The organism is Streptococcus bouchesdurhonensis, assembly GCF_948472335.1.
This window is the reverse complement of record NZ_CAOKTW010000002.1, coordinates 167131-193529: the sequence shown is the minus strand read 5'-3', so window position 1 is coordinate 193529 and position 26399 is coordinate 167131. Positions and strand designations below refer to the sequence as shown.

Genomic DNA, 26399 nt, shown 5'->3' with positions numbered 1-26399 from the left:
CTAGGATTTTTATTCATCACCAAACATACCTCTTCAAGATTATAAATTAGTCATATCTTGACTTAGTCTTGAATAATTTCATGTAATCACTTTTTGAAGGGAGTAAATAAGCAAGTCTGACGGTATCCTCAACAATTGTATACAATACAATGTAATCCTTACTCAAGGTCAACCCTCGCGTTTGGTAGCGAGGGTCTAATTTCTTACCAAATTTTTCATCAGCATCAAATCCAGCTTGGGGGAAAATTTCTAGCCGATTAATATCTTTTCTAATATTGGCTACTTTTCGTCTCGCAGCCTCTACAGAACCGATTTCCTCCGCTATATACTGATATATTTTATCCAGACTATCAATCACTCTAGGAGAATACAAAATCCTATATCTTTTATAATCCATAGCGTGTCACGACATCCTCATCTGTCAAGTAATTTCCAGCCTCAATCTTGGCATAACTTTCTTGAACTTCTGCTTGTAATTGTCTAAACAAATACTCCTTCTCTAATTCCTCTTCACTCAGTAAATCTACTTCATTTGTTACGGCAACATTCTTTAAAAATAATCTGAGTGCTGATGAAGAGAGAGATTTTTTTCTTTTAACACTTCCATGGCATCATTTACTAATTCTCTATTAGCTTGGAAGGTCACAATCTTACTTGAATTCGCTATAGTCATTTTATATAATTCCTTTATATATTTTATTTATTATCTCACAATTATAAAGAAAGTCAAGGGAATTTGATTAGAAAATCCTAGTTTGGCTGAGCCAAACTAGGATTGTTTTGTCTTAAAATGATAATATGCACCAAGCATACCTGCTGTATTCTGGTGATGGGCAAATTCTAATCGTGTTTTTTCTGCTAAACTTGGTACCAAAGCCTCTTTCAAGGCTGTGCGGATCTTAGGTTTGAGGATAGCCTCTTGCCCCATGATACCACCACCAAGAATAACCACTTCTGGATTGGCAACGTAGCAAATATTTGCCAGACCTTTTCCTAGATAGTCTACCATGCGGTCAATACCTTCCATGCAGAGTTTATTGCCTTCAGTGGCTTCCTTGAAAATGCGTCGGCCATTCCACTGATCAACATCTTCTCCATGAGATGTTGCTACATACTCCACCAAGGCTGTGGTAGAAGCGAGATCCTGAAAAGCTCCATCTTGCATATGCATATACCCGACTTCACAGGCCGAATTGCTAAAACCATGGAAGACTTTCCCATCCATAATCAAGCAACCACCGATACCTGTTCCAATGGTCAAGCAAAGGGTGACACTTGCTCCCTTACCTGAACCAGATACTGCCTCAGCCAGACCTGCACAGTTGACATCATTTTCAATCTCACAAGGAATAGCAAAGCTTTCTTCGATTTCCTTCTTGAACTGGGTTCCTGCATAATTTGGAATCTGAGGTCCAGCGTAGAAAATTTCCCCCTTATCAGGATCCACCATTCCTGCAGAAGAAATGGCAACACCTGCTACTGGGCCTTTTTCTAAATAGCTGGCTACAATATCTTTGGTTTTTTGTAAGATATGAGATCCACCCTTATACGCTTCAGTTGGCATTTCATGCGATTCAAGAAGTTGCCCCTCTTGATCAACCAAACCATACTTGATGTTGGTTCCACCTATATCAATTGCAACGTAGTGTGTCATAAATACCTCCTTATGGATTAGAGGAAGCGCTCCTTGGTTTCACGAATCAAGGCTGCAGCTGCTTCTACAACTGGACGATCTTCTTCCGTTACTGGCGTCAATGGTGAACGAACAGAACCAATATTCAATCCTTCATTGATCTTCAAGACTTCTTTAATGACACCGTACATATTTCCATGTGCAGCAGTCAATTTACCAATGATAGCGTTGATAGCATACTGTAACTCACGCGCTGTTTCTAAATCTTTATCCGCAATCAACTGATTGAGTTTCAAGAAGAGTTCTGGCATAGCACCATAAGTACCACCGATACCAGCTTTGGCACCCATGAGGCGACCACCTAGGAACTGTTCATCTGGACCGTTAAAGACGATATGGTCTTCCCCACCAAGGCTGACAAAGGTTTGGATATCTTGAACTGGCATAGAAGAGTTCTTAACACCAATAACACGAGGATTTTTCAACATTTCAGTGTAAAGGCTTGGAGTCAAAGCAACCCCTGCCAATTGAGGAATGTTATAAATCACGTAGTCTGTATTTGGAGCTGCAGAACTGATATCGTTCCAGTATTTGGCAACTGAGTATTCAGGCAAGCGGAAGTAAATTGGTGGAATTGTTGCAATGGCATCTACTCCCAAGCTTTCAGCGTGGCGAGCCAGTTCCATACTATCTTTGGTATTGTTGCAAGCAACATGGGCAATAATAGTTAATTTACCTTTAGCAACTGCCATGACTTCTTCCAAAATCAACTTGCGGTCTTCTACACTTTGGTAGATACATTCACCAGAAGAACCATTGACATAAAGACCTTGAACACCTTTATCAATGAAGTATTGAACCAAGGCACGTGTACGCTCTGGACTTACTTCTCCTTGATCATCATAACATGCGTAGAAGGCTGGAATGACACCTTCGTATTTTTTCAAATCTGACATAGATTTTCTCCTATTATTTTTATTTTCTGCTAAAGCAGATTCTTTCTTTACTTCTTTAGTATACACTTTACCGAAAAGGCTTTCAATATCTTATAGACACTTAGATTTTAGTTTCTAGCTTATAGAATAGCGTTTGAAGCCTTTGAAAGTAGTTTCAGAAATAAGACTCCTATTGATATTTTGCGAAAATTTTCTCCATCAATCCAGTCTGGATAAAGACCAATAGTCCAAACCCAAAAAGTAGGAAGACTGAGCCACCTAAGAGTAGACTGAAGGCGGACAGATAAAGAACCATCACAATGAGGACAAGAATGGCTAACATGAGGAAGAACCAAGGAAAGTTAAAACTAGCCAACATCAATCCTTTTGAAGAATTTCTTTCCAAGATAGGTCATAACGTGCCGCGATAGGGTAACTAGCCAGCATCACGATAGTAAGAAACATCAGAATACCTAAACAAATGGCTTTCAGCAATTGGAAGGGCAGAGCTGTTTGACCCCAGAAAAGATAGAGATCTGAAAGGGTAAGAAACACAATTCCTAACTCCATTAAACCCAGCTGAAGACCTAGTTTCAGATTTTGCTTGAAAGATCTTAGATAGATTTTAAAAACAGGCACCCGTCTGCTCTTCTTAATCTCAAACATGGTCTCGTAGAGGCTGATTTTAGCCACTCCAATCGTCACGATGGGCAAACAAGAGACGACAAAAAGAAGATTGGCTGTCACGATGTCCAAGACTTTCTCACTAAAACGCATGAGAAAGTTGTCTGTATCAAATGCTGCCTTGATAAGGCTTACTCCTTTTTGTGCCATGTTTGCTCCTCCATCATTTTTCTTTGTAAACTGTTTTCTTTTTTGTCAGTAAAGCTTTCATAAGTCCCTACCATGAACAAATCTATTTTTTCTTTTTTCTTTTGGATTTTTTTCTACTTTTATCTATGGACATATAATCTATATATATCCGGACAGCGAAGCAATTAAAATAGTACTCCAAGTATGCTCATTAAATCCATCTAGCCCTCCACGGATTATCATTGCAAGCACTGTCCAAGCTAACATATTCAATAAAAAAATACAAAGTGCTTTCAATAAAAAAATACAAAGTGCTTTCATTCTCGCATTTTAAAAGTTTATACGACCATTGTTAGGGATTTTATCATGTGCATCCCAAGCTGCAGCAATATTGTAGGCAAAATTACCATATACATCAGCTACATTCACAGCTATTTGTAAAATCCATCCAGAAATCTTGGTCAATAATCCTACTCTTGCTGCTGCAGTTGCAGCTGCCCTACTTAAGATCGAGCGCGCCATACTAATACCATACTTAGCCGCATAAGTACCTAATTTTATGTATTTACCAATCAATCCAGTCACAATGCCCTTAATTATCCAAGCCATCTCATTAACTGTAATTCCCTTTCCATCTAAGAAACTAGCTCTTGCAGCATACTTAGAAGATACCATTTCTAGCAATTCAATTTTACGTTCATCTGATATGTCTGGATAGACTCCTTTGCTATCTTCCACCAAATCCTTAATTTCTTGTTCAGTTAGCAAGTAATTTTGAGATAATTTTGCATCTATTCGATCCATTTCTGACTGTATAGTTTGGATATGCGAGACTTCATTCGCATACACAATTGAAGGTAAAATATTACTCATTAGCAATAAACAGACTGACAAGAAGATACCAATTTTTAAATATTTTATTCTCATTTCTCTACCTCACAAAGATCAATTTCATGGTAGAGTATTATCAAAGCTTTACAAAAAAACAATTCATCCTATTTTTAATCAATTAAAATTTTAAACAAATACTTGCGAACTTGATCTTCCATACCTGCATAACCATTTGGTTGATGTGGCTCTCCTGGGAAGAAAATCGCAAAATTGTGATAACCCAATAAGAGTGGGTAGTGTTCATGACAATGGACAAAACCAATGTCACTTGCTTCGTCAAATGCTACTGCCTCGTCTTTGATACGTGAACCGTAGCTCGAATATTCATGCCCTTCTACCAACAAATGCAAGTCTGCATAGTTCTTGTGATGTTCAAACTGGTCATTTTCAGCTTTATTTAGGACATTTTCTTGAACAACTAGAAAGACCTTGTCACCATCAATATCATATTTTCCTAACTCGAATGAATCTTTACGATGTTCATAAAGATAATCAATTGCCTTGTCAAGATTGGGATGAATCCCTTTATAGAAGCTAATATTTTTCAAATCGTCAAAAATCATACTCTTTCCTTCGTTTCTGATAGTTAACTAAAACCATTCTTAAGTTGATAAGTGTCTGACAAAATCTCTAAGGTAAGCAAATACCCAACATTTTGTAGACACTTATAACCTCTATATTCTCTTATACTCAATGAAAATTGAAGAACAAACTAGGAAGCTAACCGCAGGCAATACTTAAGTATGGCAAGGTGACGCTGACCTAGTTTGCATTCGATTTTCGCAGAGTATTATCCTTTGACCGCTCCCATAGTAATCCCTTGTGTGAAGGATTTCTGGAAGACTAGGAAGACTGTTACAATTGGCACGGCAGCAAGGGCAGCTCCTGCCATAATCAAACCATAGTTGGTTGCCATTTCAGCCTGCATGGTCGCAACCCCAAGTGAGATGGTCAAATTGTTACGTGAAGTCAACATTACCAATTGCATGAAGTAGTCATTCCAAGTATTGATGAAGGTAAAGATTGCAAGGGCTGCAAACCCTGGTTTCACAATCGGGAAGGCTACGCTCCAGAAGGTACGAATCTCACCACAGCCATCAATCTTAGCTGATTCGAGCAATTCTGTAGGGATATTTTCACTGAATTGTTTCATGAGGAAGACCCCAAATGGCCATCCAATCAAAGGCAAAATAACTGCCCAAAGAGTGTCATGAATTCCCATGAAGTTGACGATACGTACCAATGGTACAAGGACAACTTGTTTTGGAAGCGCCATAGCAGCTATAAAGATAGCAAATAGAATGCGTTGACCATAGAAACGTTTTTTAGCCAATACATAACCTGCTAGAGATGAGGTTGCACAGACTAAGAACATGGTTACCAATGAGATAAATACTGAGTTCCACATCCATTGCAAGGCAGGGTTCTGCACCATAAGTTGTTGGAAGTTTTCCATGGTTGGCATTTTAGGGAACCATTGTGGCGGAATCATAATGGTATCAGGCTGTGACTTGAATGCCCCTGTCAAAATCCAGTAGAATGGAAAGATGAACAGCACAGTCAACAAGAGCAAAATGATTGTTGAAATAACAGTAAAGGCTGTTAATGGTTTTTTTTCTGTAGATTGCATAACTGTCTCCTTTCTTTAGTATTCTACGTCGTTTCCAAGTACTTTAAATTGAACAAAGCTTACGATCGCAATCATGACTGCCAAGAAGACACCAATGGTGTTGGCATAGCCGTATTCTGTCAATTGGAAGGCTTTTTCGTACAGGTAGTACATCAAGGTACTTGTTGAGTAGTTTGGACCACCAGATGTCAAAAGCTGAATCAAGGCGAAACACTGGAAGGAGTTAATTGTTGTGATGATTGCAATATAAAGAGTTGTTGGAAGAAGGCTTGGCCATTTAATCTTCCAGAAAACTTGAAACTCAGTTGCACCATCAACACGCGCCGCTTCAACCAGTGAATTATCAATATTCCCCATAGCAGCGATATAAAGGATGATGGGCTGACCAACTGAAGTGGTCAAGAGAATAATCATAATCGCCATCAATGCCCAGTGCTTATCACCAAGCCATGAAATGTTTTGAGTAATGATATGACTTGATTTAAGCACAAAGTTCAAGATACCTGATAGTGGATCATAGATCCATTTCCATACAACCGTTACGGCAACACTACCTGTTACAACAGGAAGGAAGAAGACAAAACGGTAGAAGGATCTGGCAATAGCATTTTGGTGATAGGTTTGCGATGCTACAAAGAGTGAGAATAGAACAACAACTGGCACAGATCCAATAACCAAAATAACTGTGTTAATCAGAGATTTTGCAAAGACAGGATCTTTAAACATACGGACATAGTTATCTAAGCCCACAAATTGGAAACTAGTCATAGAATAGTTAAAGAAACTTGTGATGAAGCCCATAATCATTGGTGCTAAAACAAAGATAATAAAGAAGAACAACACTGGTGCTAGGAAAGCATAGGAAATCACTGTTTCCCGCATACGAATTTTATTGACTTTCACAGTCGGCACCTCTCTTTCAAATAGAATAATTTTTTGACTTTCTTGAACTGTTTTAAAATCAAAATGAAATTTTTTATGATTCGCTTATGTAAGAACTTCATTTTAATTTCGTGACAGTTTCTTACATTTTAAACAAAAGCCCCCTTTTCTTACACTATCTGTGTAGAGGGAAAAGGGGGTATACACTCTTAGCTTCTTTAAAAAACTACTTTTTATAGAATAACTAAGGACTATTGTTTCATAGCTTTTTTGATTGTTTCGTTCGCTTTTTCAGTGAAGGCTTTCAAAGCGTCCGCTGGTTTTTCGTCACCATTTGATACAGATTGCAACATTGGGAACCAAAGTGTTCTCATTTCAGCAAATCCATCAATAGTGTTGTAGTATGGTGAGTAGTATTGAGTCCAGCCGCTGATTGTTTCCATGCGTTTGTCTTCATAAAGTTTTCCAAATGAAGTACGGACTGGGAAAGCACCTGTACGAACTACGTCTTTAGGTCCCCACTCTTTGTCATCTGCGATAAACTGGATGAATTTCTTAGATGCAGCGACTTTCTTGTCGTCTTTATTGTTGAATACTGCAAATCCGTTTACAAGGTATTCAAGAGCTGGTTTACCTTCGTCTGATGGGAATGGTACTTCTACTACTTCTACCTTACTTGCTTCTAACAGTTTAGCTTGGATACCATTTTGAGCTGGTGCCCAAAGGGTTGTGTAAGATGTTTGACCGTTGGCAAAGTTTTGGATATCTGCCCCACCGTCAAATTGTGAACCATTATTGAGCAAATTGTCTTTAATCCAGCCAGTTGCTTTTTCAAGACCTTTGACGAATTTAGGATCATCAGTTGTATATTTGCTAACTTTTTCATCTGTTACAGAACCGCTATAAAGGTTAGAGATAAAGGCACGTGTTCCTTGGTCTCCCCTTGACCAGAACTGAACAATGAACCTGGTGTGTAGCCCTTGTCTTTGAGTGCTTTCAATACTTTTTCAAAATCATCAGTTGTCCAACCTTCTTTTACAAGGTTTGCCACTCCAGCATCTTCTAGCATTTTCTTGTTCATTGCCATGTAGAATGGGGCAGAACTAATTGGATACATGTAAGCCTTGTCTCCAGCTTTACTTGCTTGTATGATGTTTTCGTTATTGACATCTTTAACAAATTCATCTGTGAAAAGGTCGTTCAACTCAGCCAATTTACCATTTTTACCGTATTGGATGATACGTCCTGGTGCGTCAAAGAGTACGTCCGGAGCTGTTCCTGCTTCGATGGCTGTTGTGATTTTTTCAGGGCCTGACTTGAAGTCGATGGTTTCCAATTTCACTTTTACATCTGGATTTGCTTTTTCAAACGCTTCGATGATTGATTTTTCATAAGTTCCAACACCGTCACCAGCTTTTTCTGGGTAAATACTGGGAATGCCCACCAAGTGATTTCTGTTTTGGCACCGTCACCACCTGATTTACCAGCATCTTTATTTCCGCCAGAATTGCCACAAGCAGCAAGACCAAGAACCGCAGCACCCGCAAGTACTGTACAAGCTAATTTTCTAAATTTCATTTGTATTCTCCTATTTTATAAGCGTATCCAACTTGGATAATGAGTTCTTTGCATTTATATACGTTTTCATTTTTTCCTACTCATCAATCACTCTCCTCTATTTTTTATTAAGTCAGTAAGTACTTAATCATCTACACCTAAAATTTCATTAATACTATTTTTATATAAGATTGCTTTTGCTCCATAGATTGCTTGAATGCCACCCTTCACTTCTAAGACATCAACTGCACCAATTTGTTTTAAAAGTGCTTTATCAACTTGATTAACTTCTTTTACAGCTACACGTAAACGTGTCACACAAGCATCTACATCTTCTATATTATTTGATCCACCCAAGGCTCTGATAATTTGTAGGCTATCCTGTTTTAAATGATCCGCAGTATTTGAAGTTGAATCTGCGGATTCAGAAATTTCTTTAGAATCTACTTCTTCTCCTCTTCCTGGCGTTAGAACGTTGAATTGAGTAATGAACCATCTAAAAATAATATAATACAAAACACTCCAAATAAGTCCAAATGGAATCTGAAGAACCCAATTCGTCTTAGCGTTCCCCTGCAAAATTCCAAATAAAGTGAAATCGATTACACCTCCTGAAAATGTGTTTCCTATTGAAATATTTAAGATGTCTGCAATAAAGAAGCTGACACCATCAAGGAATGCGTGAACAACATATAGAAATAGGACTGACGAATAGAAACATAAATTCAATTGGTTCTGTAATACGGTAATAAAAGATGTTAAAGCAACTCCAAAAAACAAACCCGCGTATTTTTTACGACGATTCTTAGGAACACTATGGTACATCGCTAAACAGGCAGTAAGAGTAAACCGAACATCATTGTTGAGAAACGACCTGCAAAAAACCTTGTTCCTTCTGTAAATAATCCAGAATGAGCCGAATCGGCTAATTGAGCAAAAAATATTTTTTGAGCTCCAACCACTGTTTGTCCTGCAACAGTTTCAACACCACCAAGTTCAGTATACCAAAACATAGGATAAATCATATGATGTAAGCCTACTGCTCCAGAAAGTCTCATTAAAAATCCATATAGAAAAGTTCCAATTGGACCTGCCTGAGAAATATATCCACCTGTAGAAACAAGAAGTTGTTGGAAAGGTGGCCAAATAACAAAGAAGACAAAGCCAATTAAGATAGAAGAGAACGATGTAACAATAGGAACGAAGCGTGAACCTCCAAAGAATCCTAAAGCGGAAGGTAATTGAATATTGCTATATCGGTTGTGCAAATATACGGCAACTATTCCGACAACTAATGCTCCAATAACTCCAGTATCAATTGCAGATCCTTCTGCCATAAAAAGTTTTACCAGAGCTTTGATCGTTGCAGTCATAACTAAGTAACCAGTTACTCCTGCTAACGCAGCGGTTCCTTTATCTCGTTTCGCTAAGCCAATACATAATCCCACACAGAGAAGTAGTGACAAGTTACTGAATACAACCTCTCCTGCAGAGCTCATTACTTGGAATATCGATTGAAAAATACTATTGTCTAGTATTGGATAAGTTGCTATCGTGGTTGGGTTTGAAAGTGCACCACCAATCCCCAAAAGTAGACCTGCTGCAGGAAGTATAGCTATAGGCAACATAAAAGCTTTTCCAACTTTTTGTAAAACTTTAAATATAAAACTCCCCCTCACATCTTATTTAAGACCAGCAACGAAGCGTTCTGTAATCTCTTTTGGTCTAGTAATAGCGCCACCAACAACGATGCCTCGCACTCCGTATTCAAGGATTTGTTTGGCTTGTTCTGGTGTATGAATTTTTCCTTCTGCAATGACATCTACACCTAAGCATCACAGAGTTTTTTGATGAGTTCAAAATCTGGACCATCCACTTTTGGACTGTAGGATGTGTAGCCTGATAAGGTTGTTCCGACAAAGTCAATTCCTGCTTCGACCGCTGCCAATCCTTCTTCAAAAGTACTGGTGTCCGCCATCAAGAGCTGGTTAGGATATTTCTCCTTGACCTGACGAATGAACTCTTGAATTTCCAAACCATCGTAGCGTTCACGCTTGGTACAATCCAGAGCAATCACCTCGATGTCCAGTTCTGCCAATTCATCAACTTCTTTCATAGTAGCCGTGATGAAGGGTTCTTGTGGCGGATAATCTCGTTTGATTATCCCAATAATCGGAAGTTTGGTGACTTCCTTAATTTCCTTGATATCGCGAACACTATTGGCTCGGATACCGACTGCTCCACCTTGCTCAGCCGCTTTGACCAGCAAGGGAATCACCCCTCCCGCTTCTGTATAAAGCGGTTCATGAGGAAGAGCCTGACAAGAAACGATGATTCCATCTTTGATTTGTTCAATCAAGGCTTCTTTACTAATCTGTGGCATCCTCTTTCCTCCCTTTCTTTTTTCTTTATTTCTATGAGATTATTATACCTTAAAATTAAAACGCTTTCAATAGTTTGTAGTATAATAGATTTCAGTTTCAAAAACTAGCAAAGTCAAACAGCTCCTCTAAAAGTACTTTCAGAGGAGCAAGTCGACCTATAAATAGGAGAATACCAAAATTTAGTTTACAATTTCTGACAATTTTACTTTGCGATCTTCAAACATAGACTGGGCACAAGCATCTGCAGTAGCAATTGCTTCTAGGGCAGCTTCACCTGTCAAAAGTTTTGCAAATTCTTCTGATACTGGAGCTCCTTCCATAATCTCATGCAGATAGCGCATTTCTTTATCAATGACAGATGATAGCCATAATGGAGTACGTTTACCTGGTTTACCATAAGCAATTGCTCCATCCATCTCTGTACTATGATAGATACGAGTCCGATCATCATCTTCTTCTTGCGATTCGTGAATCAAGAAATAGCTTTCTTGCCCATCTAGCTTAAGAGTTCCTTTACAGTTGAATAAGTCTAAGCGGATGGCACCTTTGCTTCCTTGGATTAAGACATAATGTTCACCCCAACGATAAGCTGAACCCCATTCTAACAAGGCAAAACGCTTATTAGAAAATTCCATATTGACAAAAATCATATCATCTTCATCACCGAAATGTTCACCTTCATGGGCCACATTTCCACCTGTCATGGTTACAGTTTCAGGCATGCCCCCCATAAGGAATTGAACGCAATCCAATTCATGGATGTGGTGATACAAGTGACCACCTGATTTTTCACGAATTTTTTTCCATGATACGGACGGTTGTTGTTCTTCCCAACCATTACGAGCTGTATGACAATATAGAACGTCTCCGATAACTCCTTGATTAATGAGTTCTTTTGCATGATGAACACCATTAAAGAAATTCATAATATGTCCTGCCATAAAGGTTACATTGTTTTCTTTACACGCATCTACCATCTCGCGACAATCTTGATAAGAAAGCGCAATTGGTTTTTCACAGAAAACATTTTTACCATGCTGTGCAGCCTTAATAATAGGTTCTTTATGAAGATTATTTGGAGTTGCGACGATAACACAATCTACTTCATCGCTAGAAACCAACTCATCTAGGGAACTTGCTACTTTTGCTCCCAATTCTTCTGTAATTACTTCTGCATTATCTGGATCATAGAGAAGAGTAATCTCTGCTCCATCATTCTTTTGCATATAACGAGCCAATTCAGCTCCAAAATACCCTGTTCCAACAACACCATATTTAACCATGTTTTTCTCCTTTATTATTGAATAAACTTTCTAATTTTAACTTATACTCTTCAAAAATCTCTTCAAACCGAGTCAACGTCGCCTTACTGTGCGTATGGTTACTGACTTCGTCAGCTTCATCTACAACCTCAAAAACGTGTTCTGAGCTGACTTCGTCAGTTTTATTTGCAACCTCAAAGCTGTACTTTGAGCAGCCTGCGGCTAGTTTGCTCTTTGATTTTCATTGAGTATTACTTCACAGATCCTTCTGACAATCCACTTGCAATCTTATTTTGGATGACAGAGAAGAAAATGATTGATGGAAGAACTACAATAACAGACGCTGCCATCATATCTCCCCAGTCTAGTATTTCTGAACCATTAAGTGAACGAAGGGCTACTGCTACTGTCATCTTTCCTGTATTGTTAATCAAAATCAAGGCATACAGGAATTCATTCCAAGCATTGATAAATGTATAAATAGCTGTTGCTACAATACCTGGTGCTACAATCGGTAGCACAACTTTATAAAACGTTACAAATTTATTTGCACCATCAATTCGAGCTGCTTCTTCAATTCCAATTGGAACTGTTTGGAAAAATCCAACTAAGAGCCAAACTGCATATGGAACACTAAAAGATAGATAAACCATCATCAAGCCAAATAAACTATTTGTTAACCCAACTTTAGCAATGGCAATTGAATAGGGAATTGCTAACAAAATTGGTGGGAAAATATAGGTAATGACGAGTAGTCTCGACATGATTGCTCCCAATTTAGGAAAGAATCGAACAATACCGTAGGCTGCCATAGCAGAAATAATAATCGCAATAAGGGTTGTAGCTAAGGCAATGATTAAACTATTTCGAATGTTATCAATAAAGTGCAAATCGTTGATAACATGTATAAAATAATCTAATGTAAACTGTTCAGGCCAAAATCGTGTTGGATACTGAGTCAATTCCCCTTTCCCCTTGACAGACGATATGATAATCCATACCAATGGGAAAATTGCAACAATAGTCGCACCAATCAAGAGTGCATGTGAGAGAATATCTAAATAAATACTGGATTTCTTCTTCATTATTTTCTACCCTCCTTTTCCCACTTACTGATGATAGCAAAGTAGATAAAGCAAATCGCCATCAAGAAGATAAAGAGCAACACTGTAACTGCTGAAGCACGACCCAACAATTTAGTGCCCCAACCCAGATTGTAAGCAAAAATTGGAAGCGTCGTTGTAGCATTAGTAATCCACCACCCGTAATAAGGTAGATAATGTCAAAGTTATTAAAGATCCATACAGTTCTCAAAACAACTAGAAGCCCTACAACCACTTTAATATGTGGAAAGACGATAAACTTGAACACCTGCCAACTTGAAGCACCATCTATCTTAGCAGCCTCAAATTGTTCTTCTGGTACTGTTTGCAAAGCTGAAAGCACATTAACCATAATCATCGGCGCTCCAAACCAAATGTTGATAAACACCAAACATAGGAATGCCCATGTACTATCTGTCAAAAATGCAGGTGTATGTTCCATTAAACCTAATTTTACGATTAGATTAGGTAAGTAGCCATAAACCCCGTTTAGAATCCACTGCCAAGAGAAGGCAATAACGATGGTAGGAAATGCCCAAGGAACAATCAATAAGGTCCTATATAATTTCTTGAAGTGGCGTACTCTGTGAAGAGCTAAAGCCAATACAAACCCTACTAAAACTTGACCAACTAATGAGAAAATGGTCCACTTAATTGAATTAAAGAACGCATTAAAGAAGTTGGGATCTGATAGCACAGCTTTATAGTTAGCTAAACCAACAAATTTATAATTGGGCATAATCAAATGCTTATTGGTAAAGCTATAAAAAATACTCGAGAAAAACGGATAAACAAAGAGTAATCCTACGATAATCATAGCTGGCAAAACAAATATCCAGCGAGTTAAATTACGTTCTTTAACCATTCTCCTTCTCCCTTCTTTTACAAGATTGGGCTAGGGCTTTTCAGCTCACTAGCCCACCTATTTTCTAGTCTTTTACATCTACTGAACAGCCTCAAATAAATCGTTTAATTGTTTTTCTGCTTCTTTTGCAGCTTTCATAGGATCTGTTCCATTTGTAATGATATCTTGGAACATTTGTTCAATAATGTGTTGGTTAGTCAACATACCAGCTTGTACACTTGGTCCATTTTCATAACCAATAGCAGTACCTTTTTTAACAGCTTCAGTAATCACTTCTTCAGCATGTTTAAATTTCTTACGAGTTTCATTTTCTTTATAGGCTGCAGAATCGCTAATCCCCTTAATAGTTGGCAACATACCTACTGGAGTTGAATCAGGAATTTAACGTAGTCTTCTTCATTATAAAGTGATTCTAAGAATGCTTTAGCAACTTCTGGATGTTTTGAATTTTTCCAAACAACCATTGGAATGTTTGAGGTCTCAATTCCTTGGTCTTTATCAGATTCTTTGATTTTTGGAATAGGATAAGCATCAATCGAATCAATCAATTGAGGACTGTTGGCATTGATTCCTCCGATATGGAAGCCAGAGTTAAAGTCAAATGCTGTTTTTCCTTGATAGAACAAGGTAGCTTGCTGAAGGACATTAAAGTTCAAAGAATCTTGAGGTGAGATTTCTTTATACAATTTAACCCAGTATTTAATACCATCTTGAGCAAGTTGACTTGTCAAGTCTGCTTTAAGATCTTTTGTTAAGAGGCTTCCTCCACCACTACGTACGTAGAAGTTCAAGAAACGTGTTGCCATTAAGTCATTTGTTCCAAACGGAACAGACAAGCCATAAACTCCAGCTTCTTTCAATTTTTTAGAAGCTTCATAGAGTTGATCCCAAGTTTTAGGAACCTCAATATTATGCTCTTTTAACAAATCTGTTCTAACCCACATGACTTGTGCATGTGAATAAAGAGGAACAGAGTAGTAATCATCTCCGATTTTTGCTTCATTTAAGGCAGTTTCGTTAAATTTATCTTGTCCAATACGCTTGATAGAATCATTTAGCGGAACCAAAGCATCTGAGTTGACCATTTCCATTACTTGGTTAGGAAGAGCTGTACTAATATCTGGCACATTTCCATTTGCTAAACCTGTAGTCCATTTAGTATAGAAGTCATTCCAAGAGAATGTTTCAATCTTGATTTTCGTTTTTGGATGCTTTTGCATGAAAGCATCTGCTGATTTTTGAATACTTTCTAAACGTGGTCCTTGAGTAAAGGAGTGCCACATTGTAATCTCACCAGATAATTCTGTCGGTGGTTCAGTACTAGTTGTACTTTCTTTCTTTCCTGAACAAGCTACCAAGGCAACGGCTGCTAGCGCAACTCCAGCTAGACATAAAAACTTTCTCATTTTTTTCATCGTTCTTCCCTTTCTACATTAAGAAATCGCAACTTTAAAGACAATTTTTTTCACAGGTTCATCATTTATACGAACCTTGGGTTGATGTAAATCTTCTGGAAAAGTGATGAGGCATTCGCCAGCTCTCAAATGAACCAACTGTTCCACTTTCCCTGTGTATAATTCAATATCCTTCTCTTCATCATACTCTTGGGTAACGCTTACATTTTTCGGCGACGTAACAGCCATGGCTTCTTCGTTTTCCAAAACTAAATGAATATCCAAATATTTTTGGTGTGTTTCAAAGAAAGCCCCTGCTTGACCATCTGCTAGATAAGTAAAGCAATTCCCAAACAATCGATCACCATCGATAGCAATCGAACCTTCTGTTAAATTTTCTAGTCCTGTTTTTTCTAGAAAATCTATTAATGTTGCAAAATGTGGATTTACTCCCACATAAGTTCCTAAACGGCTAATTTTTGTAATAATCATCTCTTCTAACCTCCTTTCTCAATCTATTTTTCCTATCCAAGTTCCCCATTCTTCTGTCTAGCATTTTCTACTAGAAGGACATAAAAACACTACACTCTCTAGCCTATACTCTTTGAAAATCTCTTCAAACCGCAGTCGCTTCACCTTGAATTATATAGGTCAGTCTTATCTACAACCTCAAAGCGGTGTTTTGGGCAATCTACTGCTAGCTTGCTAGTTTCTTCTTTGATTTTCATTCAGTATCTCCTCAATCTTCACAAGGAGGTCTGATTTTTCTAGCGACAAACAGAATAAATAAGTTAGTTCAATGAGCTACCTTCCTTATAGATGAAATTGATATTCATGAAGGAAGTCCGCCCTTTATTTTTTGCAAAAGATACTAGTATGAATCTATTTGGGAAATTGAATTTATAAGCTGCTCACTTATACTCTTCGAAAATCAAATTCAAACTGCGTCAACGTCGCCTTGTCGTACTCAAGTACAGCCTGCGGCTAGTTTCTTAGTTTGCTCTTTGATTTTCATTGAGTATTAGTTTTTCTAAAATAATTCTAATCTATTATTCTAGCACTAGTAGACTCTTTGGCTAAATCTCCTTTCTACATCTCGTTTCACCAAAAACTTTTAAGAGAGAAATACTCTATATTTCATTCTCTAAATTAGTTTTGTTACCGTTTTCAATTAGAGAATACTTTTTTTTAGTATTTCAAGTCTTTTTCTAATTTGGAATTTAGTTTCAAATCTTTTTAAGTATATAAACTACATTAAAAGTACTTTCAAAAATAATCAAATTCTTACAACACTTGTTTCGAGTGGACAAGATAAAAAACAAGAAAGTCAATTTTAGGAGAAAACAAGGTTAATAGTCACATGATATAATGCAATGATGTAAAAATCGAACAAATTGATTGGAAAATTCAAACCAATTTCTAACAATGATTTAAGAATTGTTGTGTCCTAATATAGATTCAATGCACTATAAAACGCATAATATCAAGTTTTTTAATTACCTGATACTATGCGTGTTTGTGATTTTTAAGATTTTATGCCTAGAGTCTCTATATGAGGACTTAAAAAAACTGACTCGTAGATGATTTCCTAAAGTCAATCCTCTTACCTAAAAAAACGACTTCTAAAAAAGTTGCCTTCATCGAGAGGTGAAGCAATGATTGTCCTAAAAAATAGTTGGATCGCAAATCTCTCTGAAAATTTCTTCTCTCTGCCTAACTTGAATTTGAGATTCAACATTCTTATTTATGATGGTCTTTCAATAATACTTCAAACTCAGCAACGGTCATGCCCAACTGCTGACTGGCAACCTCGGAAGTCAGAAGTCCTTGGTGGACTAGATTTAGTAGCATAGACAAACTTCCTTCAACTTTCCCACGTTCAAGTCCTTGTTCTAAACCTTTTTCGATGCCTTGTTCAATCCCCTCTGCGCGACCACGTTCAAGACCTCTCTAAACCTTTTTCCTCAGCTTGCTCCAAAGCATAGTCCTGTGCTAATAAGGCTTGTTCTTCACGCCTGCGTTGTTCACTAAACATTCTCCTGTCCTCCTCGGACCAGCTCTTGTAGTCCAGCAGTTGGTCTGCTTGGCTGATGGCTCGCTCGGGTTGTTGGGTAAAGGGTTTATTCCCAAAAAACTCCAACCACGGTTTGCGAATGCTATCTTTGCTGGTTTCTCTGTATTTTCTTAATTCCAAGAACGCCATCTTGACTAGATGATGTTCCTGTCCATTATTTGTGATGGTTAAGACCTCACCTGTCGTATCCTCGCGCATGCTAAAGCTATGAAAAGCTAAGTCATCTTGAAAATAATTACTGTCCACGATAGCGATAGCATATACTGGTGCAATATGTTTGTAACTCTGGTGTGTATCACCTTCTCGTTGGCGAATTTTTTCTAGGTTTTGATTGACCTGACTACATAGGTAAGCCCACAGGCGATTGATGAAAAAATTCTGATGATGAACCTGAATTTCGATGATAACTTGCGTACCATTATCCAACTCCGCCAAAACATCTATACTGGTATAGAAATCTTGCGCCGAATAGGGCATGGAAGTCAAGACATGAATATTGCTTCCCTCCAAAATGGTCACATTTTTTGCTGGTAAATCCAGCATATCGCGGATAAATTGACAAGTGATTTCTGGGTTGCTAAAGATTTTCTTAGCAACCAAATCATTGGTCGGGCTAATGCCCGGATGTCTTAGAATCATATTTCCTCTCCTTTCATTATAGCACATTTTTAAATCTAGGTTTACTAGATTCACTGCTACTACCTATTTATTCGGAAAAGAAAGACAAAAGGAGCGAGAAAGTTAAAAATTATTAATCCTAATCACTTGTAAAGAGATAAATCTTGCTCATATTATTTATTAAAGACTCTATTTTACAAAAAAGATTACAAAATCAGCCGTTTTAGAGAACTCTTACCACTTCCTAGACTATTAATTCTAATGTTTTTTATACTACTCGCTTGCTCATCAATAGGTCATAAAGCAAAATCAGTTGATCCATTCCCCGTACTCGTTCACTCTATAGCCGTCTGGTGTTAGCGAATTGAAAAGTAGTTTCCCAAAAGCATCGATATAGTACCACTTTCCTTTATAATAAATCCATGTATTGGATTCCATGGAACCAGATGATCCTAAGTAGTACCACGCGCCACTTGAATCTTGGAACCAGCCTACCTCCATCATGCCATTATCCTTGAGATAATACCAATTACCGTCTGTATCCTGTATCCAACCGGTTTGCATGATTCCATTCGCATCAAAATAATACCATGCATCATTTTCTTTCATCCAGCCTGTCCGTTCTTTCCCATCGGAATTTCTAAAATACCACTGATTATTTATCTTATGCCATCCTCTTTGTTGATTATATGTAATAACAGAATGTTCAACAGTAGAAAGTGACATGTTATCCGCTTCAACGCCAAAAACAGCTGTTAACGATGACGAACCTGTCCCGTTCGTTGTGAATTGAGCAGTGGTTTCTGGGCTAGATAATCTTTCCTGTTTTGATGGAGTCTTTATTTTTCTCTCATCTCGGTGCCCTTCTACTGTCAATTTTTCTCCACCTGTAACTTTAGCCACAAAGTCTGGAACTTCCACTCTTTCAGGGACTAGTTCTTTTGAAGATACTATAGACTTCCCAAGGTCGCCTGGTATTTTTTCTCCCGATACTAAAACCTCTGATTCTGAAAATTCCTCACTAGACGCAGGCAGTTCTTCTCTGATCGGCGCATCTTTTGGAACTAGAAACTCTACTTTATCTGGAGATACCACTTCCTCTTTGAGATTACTTGAGTTTTCTTCCGTCGATGACACCACTTCCTTCACACCCTTAAGAACCACACGTTCTCTCATAGGTGTAACCTCGACTGTACGAGAATTTTCAACAATCTTTCCATCAGCTAAGACCTTATAAGTCACCTTAGTAACTTCTTTACCTACATACCCCTCCGAAACAACCTCCGTTTTCCCTTTCTCTAACTCTTCAGAGTCCTCAAAACGCTCTGTAATCGGAAGTTCTTTTATGACACTGTTGGGTTTAATACCTAAAGTAATCACCTTGGATTGAGGAGCTATTTTCTTCTCAGAAACTTGAGAAGATACCGCTCCTGTATACTTATCTACTTGATAAGTAGTAGTTCGAGTAACCACCCCTCCTTTACCCTCTACAACTGAACGGAAACCAAGCTCTTTTGTTTCATCTCCTTGGTAAAGAGTATCAAAAGCAATCGATTCTTTTTCTACTTTCGGCTTAGTACCTTTATACACTACTCGGTAAATAAGTGGAACACCTTCTTTTTCACCCTTAGTATCCTCTGTACGCTCTTTTCCAACCTCAAGGGTACTATCACCTTCGTAAGTGGTAATAACCTCTGTTTCCGGCTCCTTTTGCGGTTTGAGAGGAGGTTCTACTTTATCTTTATCAGACTCTATTTTAGGTGTACTTTGTTTTTCGTCTTTTGGAGTTGAAGGAAGTTTATCCTTATCCTTCTCATCCACCAAAACTTCATCTCTTACATAGACAGGCTCTTTTGGTTTACCTTCAATATAAGAACGAACCCAATCCAGTTGCTCTTTTGATAAAACCAAACCACCACTGCGGCTTCCTACAACACCATTTTGGTGAACTCCAATTAAAGTACCTTTGTCATTATAAAGACCACCACCAGACGCTCCGGGTTTTGTGCCTTCATAGCTGATACCCTCAATACCTGAACCGAAATCAGTAGTATCTACAACTTCACTATCCAAGACTGGAGATAAACGACCGTCCGGGAAACCATAAACCGAAACTTTTTCACCCTTAGCGATAGAAGTTGACTCAGAAACCACCTCTACAGGAGATACCGCTTTGAAATCTTCTTTTAGTCGAACCAAGGCTAAGTCATTTTTAAATCCAAATACGGAATCTTTTTTATTCCAATAAACAATATCATCATCTGAAAAATGCACAGACAACCCATTCGGTAAGGTTGCTTTATACACTGTATTGGTGCGACCAGATTTCGTAACGACCTCAGAACCTTTAACTGTTAAAAAATTATGAGCGACTGTTAACACCAAATTGGGTGCAATTAAAGTACCTGACCCCGACCCATCTGGCGTTTGAATGTGCGTTGTAGCATAGAAATTTTCTGAGCCATTCGGAGCTTGTAACACCTCTTTACTAGGCATAGGTAAGTTGGATTTGCCACTCAAGTCAACCTTACCAACTTCCGTTCTTGCGAAATCAGAAGACGAAGTAGATGAAGGATTTACTGAGTCAACAACAGCTTTTATAATGGTATTACCTAAAGCTAACTTACTGACATACTCATCAGACCAACTAGTATCACTTACTAGTTTGTTGACAGAAACTCCATTGTAAGATACCACTTTAGCTGTTGGGGAAGTTGCTATTAACTGTTTGAAGTCTGGATTTTGTCTTAAATGAAAATTCAAACCACTTCCAACAGGACCTTCCTGAACAACCTTATCTGAAATCAAAGGAGTTCCTTTAGTATCTTCCACTCGAAGTAGAACGCGGCCTTTTTCTTCACCTTTTACTAAAGTCGCTCGACCTTTTTCATCAAAACGATACAAAGCACCGTCAATCTCATACTCTACATCTTTTAAAGCTATATGATTTTCATCATAGTAGTAACGGTTTGCACCATCTATATACCAACCCTTTATACCATATTTATCAATCATAGAACGAATCCAAGCTCTGTGCTTTTCCGTAAAAATCGTACCACCTCCAATACGCTCACTCTCAGGAGCGTTTGAAGTATTTGTTCCGTGCTGGTGGATACCGACTACCTCTCCTTTCCCATTAAACAAAGGAGCACCTGAAAAACCTCCCAAAGCTGAGGAATGATAAGTGACTGCACCGCTCTCTTTATTGACACTGCTTACAGTTGTTGAGACTGAATAAGCCTTACCATCTTTCAACCTCTTCTTGTTTTCTTCACTTAAATTCGGAGTCGAAAAATCATTGGGATAACCTACCATAGTGATTTTATCACCAGTAGAAACCTCTTTATGGCTCAACTCTCTTGGAGAGTCCTCACCACCCGTCATAGCTTCTACAGGCTTTTTAGTTACCACTACTGCTAAGTCGTTGCTATAGTCTTTACCAAAGTCGTTGCCGTTATATAAGTGAATAGAGTCTTTTTCAAGAGCTTCTGATACACCAGAAGTAGGTACTTTATTGTTCTTTTCCGTCTCTGAGTTCATCACAACATAACTACGAGCAGACTCCCCACCACGCAAGACCGCGGACTTGTTTTCTTGGTTTTTATCATAGTAATTATGAGCTACGGTTACCATGACATTCGGCGCTACAAAGACACCACTGCCAGACGCGGTTTGTTTTCCACTCGTACCACTATCATAAGTGGTATAAGTCATAGCAACACCCTCAGCGGACTTCTCATGAACGCTCACATCTTTTATATCATCGCCACCTTGAATGACGTCAGCATACACTGTTCTTCCTCCAACAACTGGTAAATCAGGAATCGACAATCCAATCATACTCACCAATGCCAGACATCCCACCAATCCATAAGCTTTTGACTTACGAAATTTTCCTAAACCTTTTAAATATAAAAACATCTTTTTCCTCACTTTAGTTTCTAATACTTATTTATCCAGATATAATAGCTTACAATCTTTTAAAATCTTCAAATAAGTTATGATTGTTCCATACTCTTCAAACCAGGCCATCTTCGTCTTGCCGTATGTATATGTTACTGACTTCGTCAGTTCTATCTGCAACCTCAAAACGGTGTTTTGAGCTGACTTCATCAGTTCTATCTGCAACCTCAAAACGGTGTTTTGAGCTGACTTCATCAGTTCTATCTACAACCTCAAAACGGTGTTTTGAGCTGACTTCATCAGTTCTATCTACAACCTCAAAGCGGTGTTTTGAGCTGACTTCGTCAGTTCTATCTGCAACCTCAAAACGGTGTTTTGAGCTGACTTCGTCAGTTCTATCTGCAACCTCAAAACGGTGTTTTGAGCTGACTTCATCAGTTTCATCTACAACCTCAAAGCAGTGTTTTGAGCTGACTTCATCAGTTTCATCTACAACCTCAAAGCGGTGTTTTGAGCTGACTTCATCAGTTTCATCTACAACCTCAAAGCGGTGTTTTGAGCTGACTTCGTCAGTTCTATCTGCAACCTCAAAACGGTGTTTTGAGCTGACTTCGTCAGTTCTATCTGCAACCTCAAAACGGTGTTTTGAGCTGACTTCGTCAGTTCTATCTGCAACCTCAAAACGGTGTTTTGAGCTGACTTCATCAGTTTCATCTACAACCTCAAAGCGGTGTTTTGAGCTGACTTCATCAGTTTCATCTACAACCTCAAAGCGGTGTTTTGAGCTGACTTCGTCAGTTCTATCTACAACCTCAAAACGGTGTTTTGAGCTGACTTCATCAGTTTCATCTACAACCTCAAAGCGGTGTTTTGAGCTGACTTCGTCAGTTCTATCTGCAACCTCAAAACGGTGTTTTGAGCAGGCTACGGCTAGCTTCCTAATTTGCTCTTTGATTTTTTGAGTATAAGGACATGTTGGATTCTATGTGCTGTATTGTCAACAATACACTCTTCTTCCTGTATATCTACCAACATGATTTACAGAATTTTATTTTACTATAATTTTACCTATATTCCAAGACAGAAATAAAATAATCAAGAACAAAAACGCATATAACCAATAACTAGCTATATGCATTTTAACACTTAAAGCGAACTGTTAAGTTGCGACTAGTGGTATCCAGTCCTAAGTAAGTCGGAAATATACAGTTTATTTACGACTAGCAAGGCATTTACCTTAAGAATAAGAGCTCATCTAAATTGACTTTTTCTTAAAGTAGAAATTTCTACGAAAACTATCTAAATAAACTTTTAATCTCTATGACGGACAAAACATGTCTCAGTTATTCATCAACATCCAAGGTTCTAGTAGTTGACCCACTCCCCATTGGAGTTAACTTTATAACCATCTACTATAGTATTAACCGCTAATCTTCCGCTTTCATTGACATAGTACCATTTGTCTCCAACTTGGAACCATTGATTTACCTTCATTGCACCAGATGATTCCTGATAGTACCAATGGTCTCCATCTTTTATCCAACCAGTTGCCATTGAACCGTTAGCATTGAGATAGTACCACACACCACTGGATTCAACCCAGCCAGTAGACATTGCTCCGCTCTCACTCAAATAATACCATTGGTTACCATCTCTGACCCAACCAGTTGCCATTGAGCCGTTAGCATTGAGATAGTACCACACACCACTGGATTCAACCCAGCCAGTAGACATTGCTCCACTCTCACTCAAATAATACCATTGATTACCATCTCTGACCCAACCAGTTGCCATCGCACCAGTAGAACTCAAGTAGTACCATTTATCCGCTTCCTGATGCCAGCCTTTCACCACTTCACCAGCAGATGTATAAAAATACCACGCACCATTTTCTTGCTTCCAACCAGTCGTTATTGGAACTTTAGTCTCAGTTTTAATAACATCTCCTACATAAGATTGGAGGTAACGAGGAGCAAAAGAAGTAAGAGGAGAGTTTGCTACCATTCTATCTGAAGACCCCAAAGATAATTTATCCTTCTCTGACTTCCTTTCTGTCATCTCCTCAGATACATTTTCTCTTACTGTATTCATGGTCTCGACAGGATTTTCTTTCGCATCTTCAGGAATTCTACTGCCAGCTAGTGTAACTGGTAAATCATGCATACTGTCAATTCTACCTACCAGTAGACCTGTAATTTCTTGACCTGCATCTTCTTTATTAAAGGTGAAAAGTAGAGTTTTTTGATCTGCTTGGGTCAAGAAGGTAGCTTTGTGTCCATTCGCTAAAGTCAAAGTCGGAATAGAATTTACTAGTACCTCAGAATCAAATTGCATAGCTAAGATACCTTGTTCTGCATCCTCTTCTTCTGTTTCCAATTTACGAACGTCCCTGATAGTTACACTCGTTGGATATACCGGATCTTTTGTTAAAAAGTCCCAATTAAATTTTCTAAATGATAGGGTATAGTCATTTTGTCCTTTTTCAGTGTGTTCATACAAGATACCATACTCCCCATTTCCTAATTCTTGGAGCGAATTATAGGCAAACTCTCCTTTTTGAATTGGTCTATGATGTAACCAAGTCAAGTCTCCGTTGTCCTCTACACGAGCCAAATGAGCCATTCCATTCGTCCGTTTAGGTCCTCCTGAATTGGTTAAAATGATGTATTCTTTTCCTTCGTGCATGGTGTGAATAGCAGCCATTTGGACATAAACATCTTTAACCTGATTGTATCTCTTGATTTCCTTGTCCCAAGTTTGCCCACCATCTTTACTTGTGGCAACCTGTAAATCACCCGTTAATCCTCTCATAAAGAGTTTCACATCACCATTATTTAACTGTACAGCAACTGACTCTGTATTTTGGGCAGGACTATTATTCATAGTTGAGGAATGAATTTTCCTTCCGCCTACTGTCCTATCATCATTGACAGCAGCTCCAGCCTGCCATGTTTCTCCATGATCATCTGAATAAATCAAACGAGAAGACTGGGATCCGCTTAGATGGGAGATAGCATTGGTGGTATAAGTAGGAACTAAGATACGACCCTTGTGCTCTCCTGTTCTAAGCACAATTCCTGTACCTGGACCTGTTCCTAAAAATTTCATCCAATCTTGGCGAATTGATGGTGTAATATCTCTTGGTTGCGACCATGTTTTCCCATCATCATCACTATAAGAAAGCCACAAATAGCTCGTATAGGCTACACGAAATGGATTTTTAGCAGATGGAGCAAAGTAGATATTCCCAAGAAGCTCTTCTCCTTTATAGAGGTCACCCTTATCTCTGTAGGCTTCTTCTTTTGGATCCACTACAACGCGATAATCTGTTTTTTGATTATTTGCATCATATACTTCTCCGTTTTCTCGGACAGTATATGCTTGATTTTCCCCTTGTTTATATAGTAATTGATAGTGCTTATCTCCAACTTGTTGATAAGCTTTTTGAGGTTTGTTTGGCATTCCAAAGAGCTCGACCTTCTGGAAACATATCGTAGATTGAAAAAATTCTCTTTGTGGTAGGATCTTGAACCAAGACCATATCGATATTAAGTGGAGATGGTGCCTGCGGATCTTTTGCTTCTGGATTGTCTCGCAAGTTGGTCAAGGTTAAGGTTGGCTGCCAAGTAGTTCCCCCATCCTCACTTCTCCTAACGACCATAGCAATATCTCCCCAATCAGAATGGTGGAGACGACGCTGATCTGCCCCTGCCAGTAATGTTCCTTTATCCGTACGTAGCAAAGCTGGAATCCGATAACTCTTAATTCCTTCACTATTTGGCTTACCATTGACACCGCTCATAAACAACTCTTGCTTCTCTGTCAAGACTGCCCCTTCAGGAAGTGACGGCTCAATATCTGTCACATCAAATAACTGGCTACGTTTTTTGACTTCCTCTGGAGTTAGAGCACGATTGTATACAGTCAGATTACGAATAGAGAGATTTGAGCCCCACTTCAGTTCTCCTGCTCTATTAGTTGCACCTAACTGAAGTTTATCCACATCTGGCATGTCTGCCAGGAATTTCCCTGACTTTTTATTCGTACGAGATAATACACCATTCACATAAAGACGAACCTGACCATTTGGACTATCCTTTCTTGGTCTTTCAACAGTAAAAGTAACCGAATTATACTTGCCTGGTCTAATCTTCAAAGGCGCATCTGTATAACTTCCATAAAATTGGCTACCATCAGCTCCACGTCCCTCTATCAAAGCTGTCCCATTATTGATTGCCATTGTAAAGTACTCATTTACTTTAGTTGTACTGGAAGCAGAAAAGAGATTGTAAAAACTAGGACCATCAGCAGTTGGCATTTGAACTCCACATGAACAGTTGCATTTTGGAGTCCCTTTACTTTCTCTAATTCATCAGACAAGTCTACTCTTTTTCCATTTGAATCATTCGTCTCTAAGTCATCTTTTTCTATCACTGTTTCGACATTTTCCAAATC

14 protein-coding genes and 9 pseudogenes are annotated in these 26399 nt (G+C 38.4%); all 23 read right to left on the bottom strand.

What is annotated here, in order from left to right; genetic code table 11:
* Positions 1-46: 46 nt before the first annotated feature.
* The 23 genes and pseudogenes from QMQ21_RS03735 to QMQ21_RS03625 all read right to left on the bottom strand — a co-directional run bounded on the left by QMQ21_RS03735 (position 47) and on the right by QMQ21_RS03625 (position 26378).
* Complete coding sequence (locus QMQ21_RS03735) at positions 47-397, bottom strand: type II toxin-antitoxin system RelE/ParE family toxin (RefSeq protein ID WP_000384968.1); 351 nt, start codon at positions 395-397, stop codon at positions 47-49.
* Positions 387-673, bottom strand: a pseudogene (relB, locus tag QMQ21_RS03730) (type II toxin-antitoxin system RelB/ParD family antitoxin). The gene QMQ21_RS03735 and the pseudogene relB overlap by 11 nt, the downstream one beginning before the upstream one ends.
* 96 nt (positions 674-769) lie before the next feature.
* Positions 770-1654 (bottom strand): ROK family protein, encoded by an 885-nt coding sequence (locus QMQ21_RS03725; protein WP_000150277.1) that lies wholly within the window; start codon positions 1652-1654, stop codon positions 770-772.
* 17 nt (positions 1655-1671) lie between these two features.
* Entirely contained in the window at positions 1672-2589 is a 918-nt protein-coding gene (locus QMQ21_RS03720) for a dihydrodipicolinate synthase family protein (protein WP_001281495.1), read from the bottom strand.
* A gap of 169 nt (positions 2590-2758) precedes the next feature.
* A pseudogene (locus QMQ21_RS03715) lies at positions 2759-3402 on the bottom strand (YesL family protein).
* Between the two features lie 82 nt (positions 3403-3484).
* Positions 3485-3678, bottom strand: a pseudogene (locus tag QMQ21_RS03710) (hypothetical protein).
* A gap of 33 nt (positions 3679-3711) precedes the next feature.
* On the bottom strand, positions 3712-4056 hold the full coding sequence (locus QMQ21_RS03705; RefSeq protein ID WP_025170608.1) for a hypothetical protein: 345 nt from the start codon (positions 4054-4056) through the stop codon (positions 3712-3714).
* Between the two features lie 326 nt (positions 4057-4382).
* Positions 4383-4835, bottom strand: coding sequence for a NanQ anomerase/TabA/YiaL family protein (locus QMQ21_RS03700; protein ID WP_000575436.1), 453 nt, complete (start codon positions 4833-4835; stop codon positions 4383-4385).
* A gap of 227 nt (positions 4836-5062) precedes the next feature.
* Positions 5063-5902 carry a carbohydrate ABC transporter permease gene (locus tag QMQ21_RS03695; protein WP_001192006.1) on the bottom strand — a complete coding sequence of 280 codons (840 nt, stop codon included), beginning with the start codon at positions 5900-5902 and terminating at the stop codon, positions 5063-5065.
* 15 nt (positions 5903-5917) lie between these two features.
* On the bottom strand, positions 5918-6784 hold the full coding sequence (locus tag QMQ21_RS03690; RefSeq protein ID WP_161802645.1) for a carbohydrate ABC transporter permease: 867 nt from the start codon (positions 6782-6784) through the stop codon (positions 5918-5920).
* A 251-nt stretch (positions 6785-7035) separates the two neighbouring features.
* A pseudogene (locus QMQ21_RS03685) lies at positions 7036-8362 on the bottom strand (ABC transporter substrate-binding protein).
* A 123-nt stretch (positions 8363-8485) separates the two neighbouring features.
* Positions 8486-10005: pseudogene (locus tag QMQ21_RS03680) on the bottom strand (PTS transporter subunit EIIC).
* 18 nt (positions 10006-10023) lie between these two features.
* Positions 10024-10724, bottom strand: a pseudogene (locus QMQ21_RS03675) (N-acetylmannosamine-6-phosphate 2-epimerase).
* Between the two features lie 180 nt (positions 10725-10904).
* Positions 10905-12008, bottom strand: a complete 1104-nt coding sequence (locus QMQ21_RS03670; protein WP_261813918.1) for a Gfo/Idh/MocA family protein — start codon at positions 12006-12008, stop codon at positions 10905-10907.
* Positions 12009-12238: 230 nt separating this feature from the next.
* Positions 12239-13072 (bottom strand): carbohydrate ABC transporter permease, encoded by an 834-nt coding sequence (locus tag QMQ21_RS03665; RefSeq protein ID WP_023935698.1) that lies wholly within the window; start codon positions 13070-13072, stop codon positions 12239-12241.
* Positions 13072-13955, bottom strand: a pseudogene (locus QMQ21_RS03660) (carbohydrate ABC transporter permease). Before QMQ21_RS03660 ends, QMQ21_RS03665 begins: the two are co-directional and overlap by 1 nt.
* 78 nt (positions 13956-14033) lie before the next feature.
* A pseudogene (locus tag QMQ21_RS03655) lies at positions 14034-15370 on the bottom strand (ABC transporter substrate-binding protein).
* A gap of 18 nt (positions 15371-15388) precedes the next feature.
* On the bottom strand, positions 15389-15841 hold the full coding sequence (locus QMQ21_RS03650; RefSeq protein ID WP_000587463.1) for a YhcH/YjgK/YiaL family protein: 453 nt from the start codon (positions 15839-15841) through the stop codon (positions 15389-15391).
* Between the two features lie 1248 nt (positions 15842-17089).
* Positions 17090-18062, bottom strand: a pseudogene (locus QMQ21_RS03645) (Rpn family recombination-promoting nuclease/putative transposase).
* Positions 18063-18350: 288 nt separating this feature from the next.
* Complete coding sequence (locus QMQ21_RS03640) at positions 18351-21962, bottom strand: trypsin-like peptidase domain-containing protein (protein ID WP_054392705.1); 3612 nt, start codon at positions 21960-21962, stop codon at positions 18351-18353.
* A gap of 1347 nt (positions 21963-23309) precedes the next feature.
* Positions 23310-25406, bottom strand: a complete 2097-nt coding sequence (locus QMQ21_RS03635) for an exo-alpha-sialidase (protein WP_284522439.1) — start codon at positions 25404-25406, stop codon at positions 23310-23312.
* Positions 25363-26262, bottom strand: coding sequence for a sialidase domain-containing protein (locus QMQ21_RS03630; protein ID WP_284522438.1), 900 nt, complete (start codon positions 26260-26262; stop codon positions 25363-25365). The genes QMQ21_RS03635 and QMQ21_RS03630 overlap by 44 nt, the downstream gene beginning before the upstream one ends.
* Positions 26199-26378: a sialidase domain-containing protein gene (locus tag QMQ21_RS03625; RefSeq protein WP_284524083.1), complete on the bottom strand. Its 180-nt coding sequence runs from the start codon at positions 26376-26378 to the stop codon at positions 26199-26201. The genes QMQ21_RS03630 and QMQ21_RS03625 overlap by 64 nt, the downstream gene beginning before the upstream one ends.
* Positions 26379-26399: the final 21 nt, after the last annotated feature.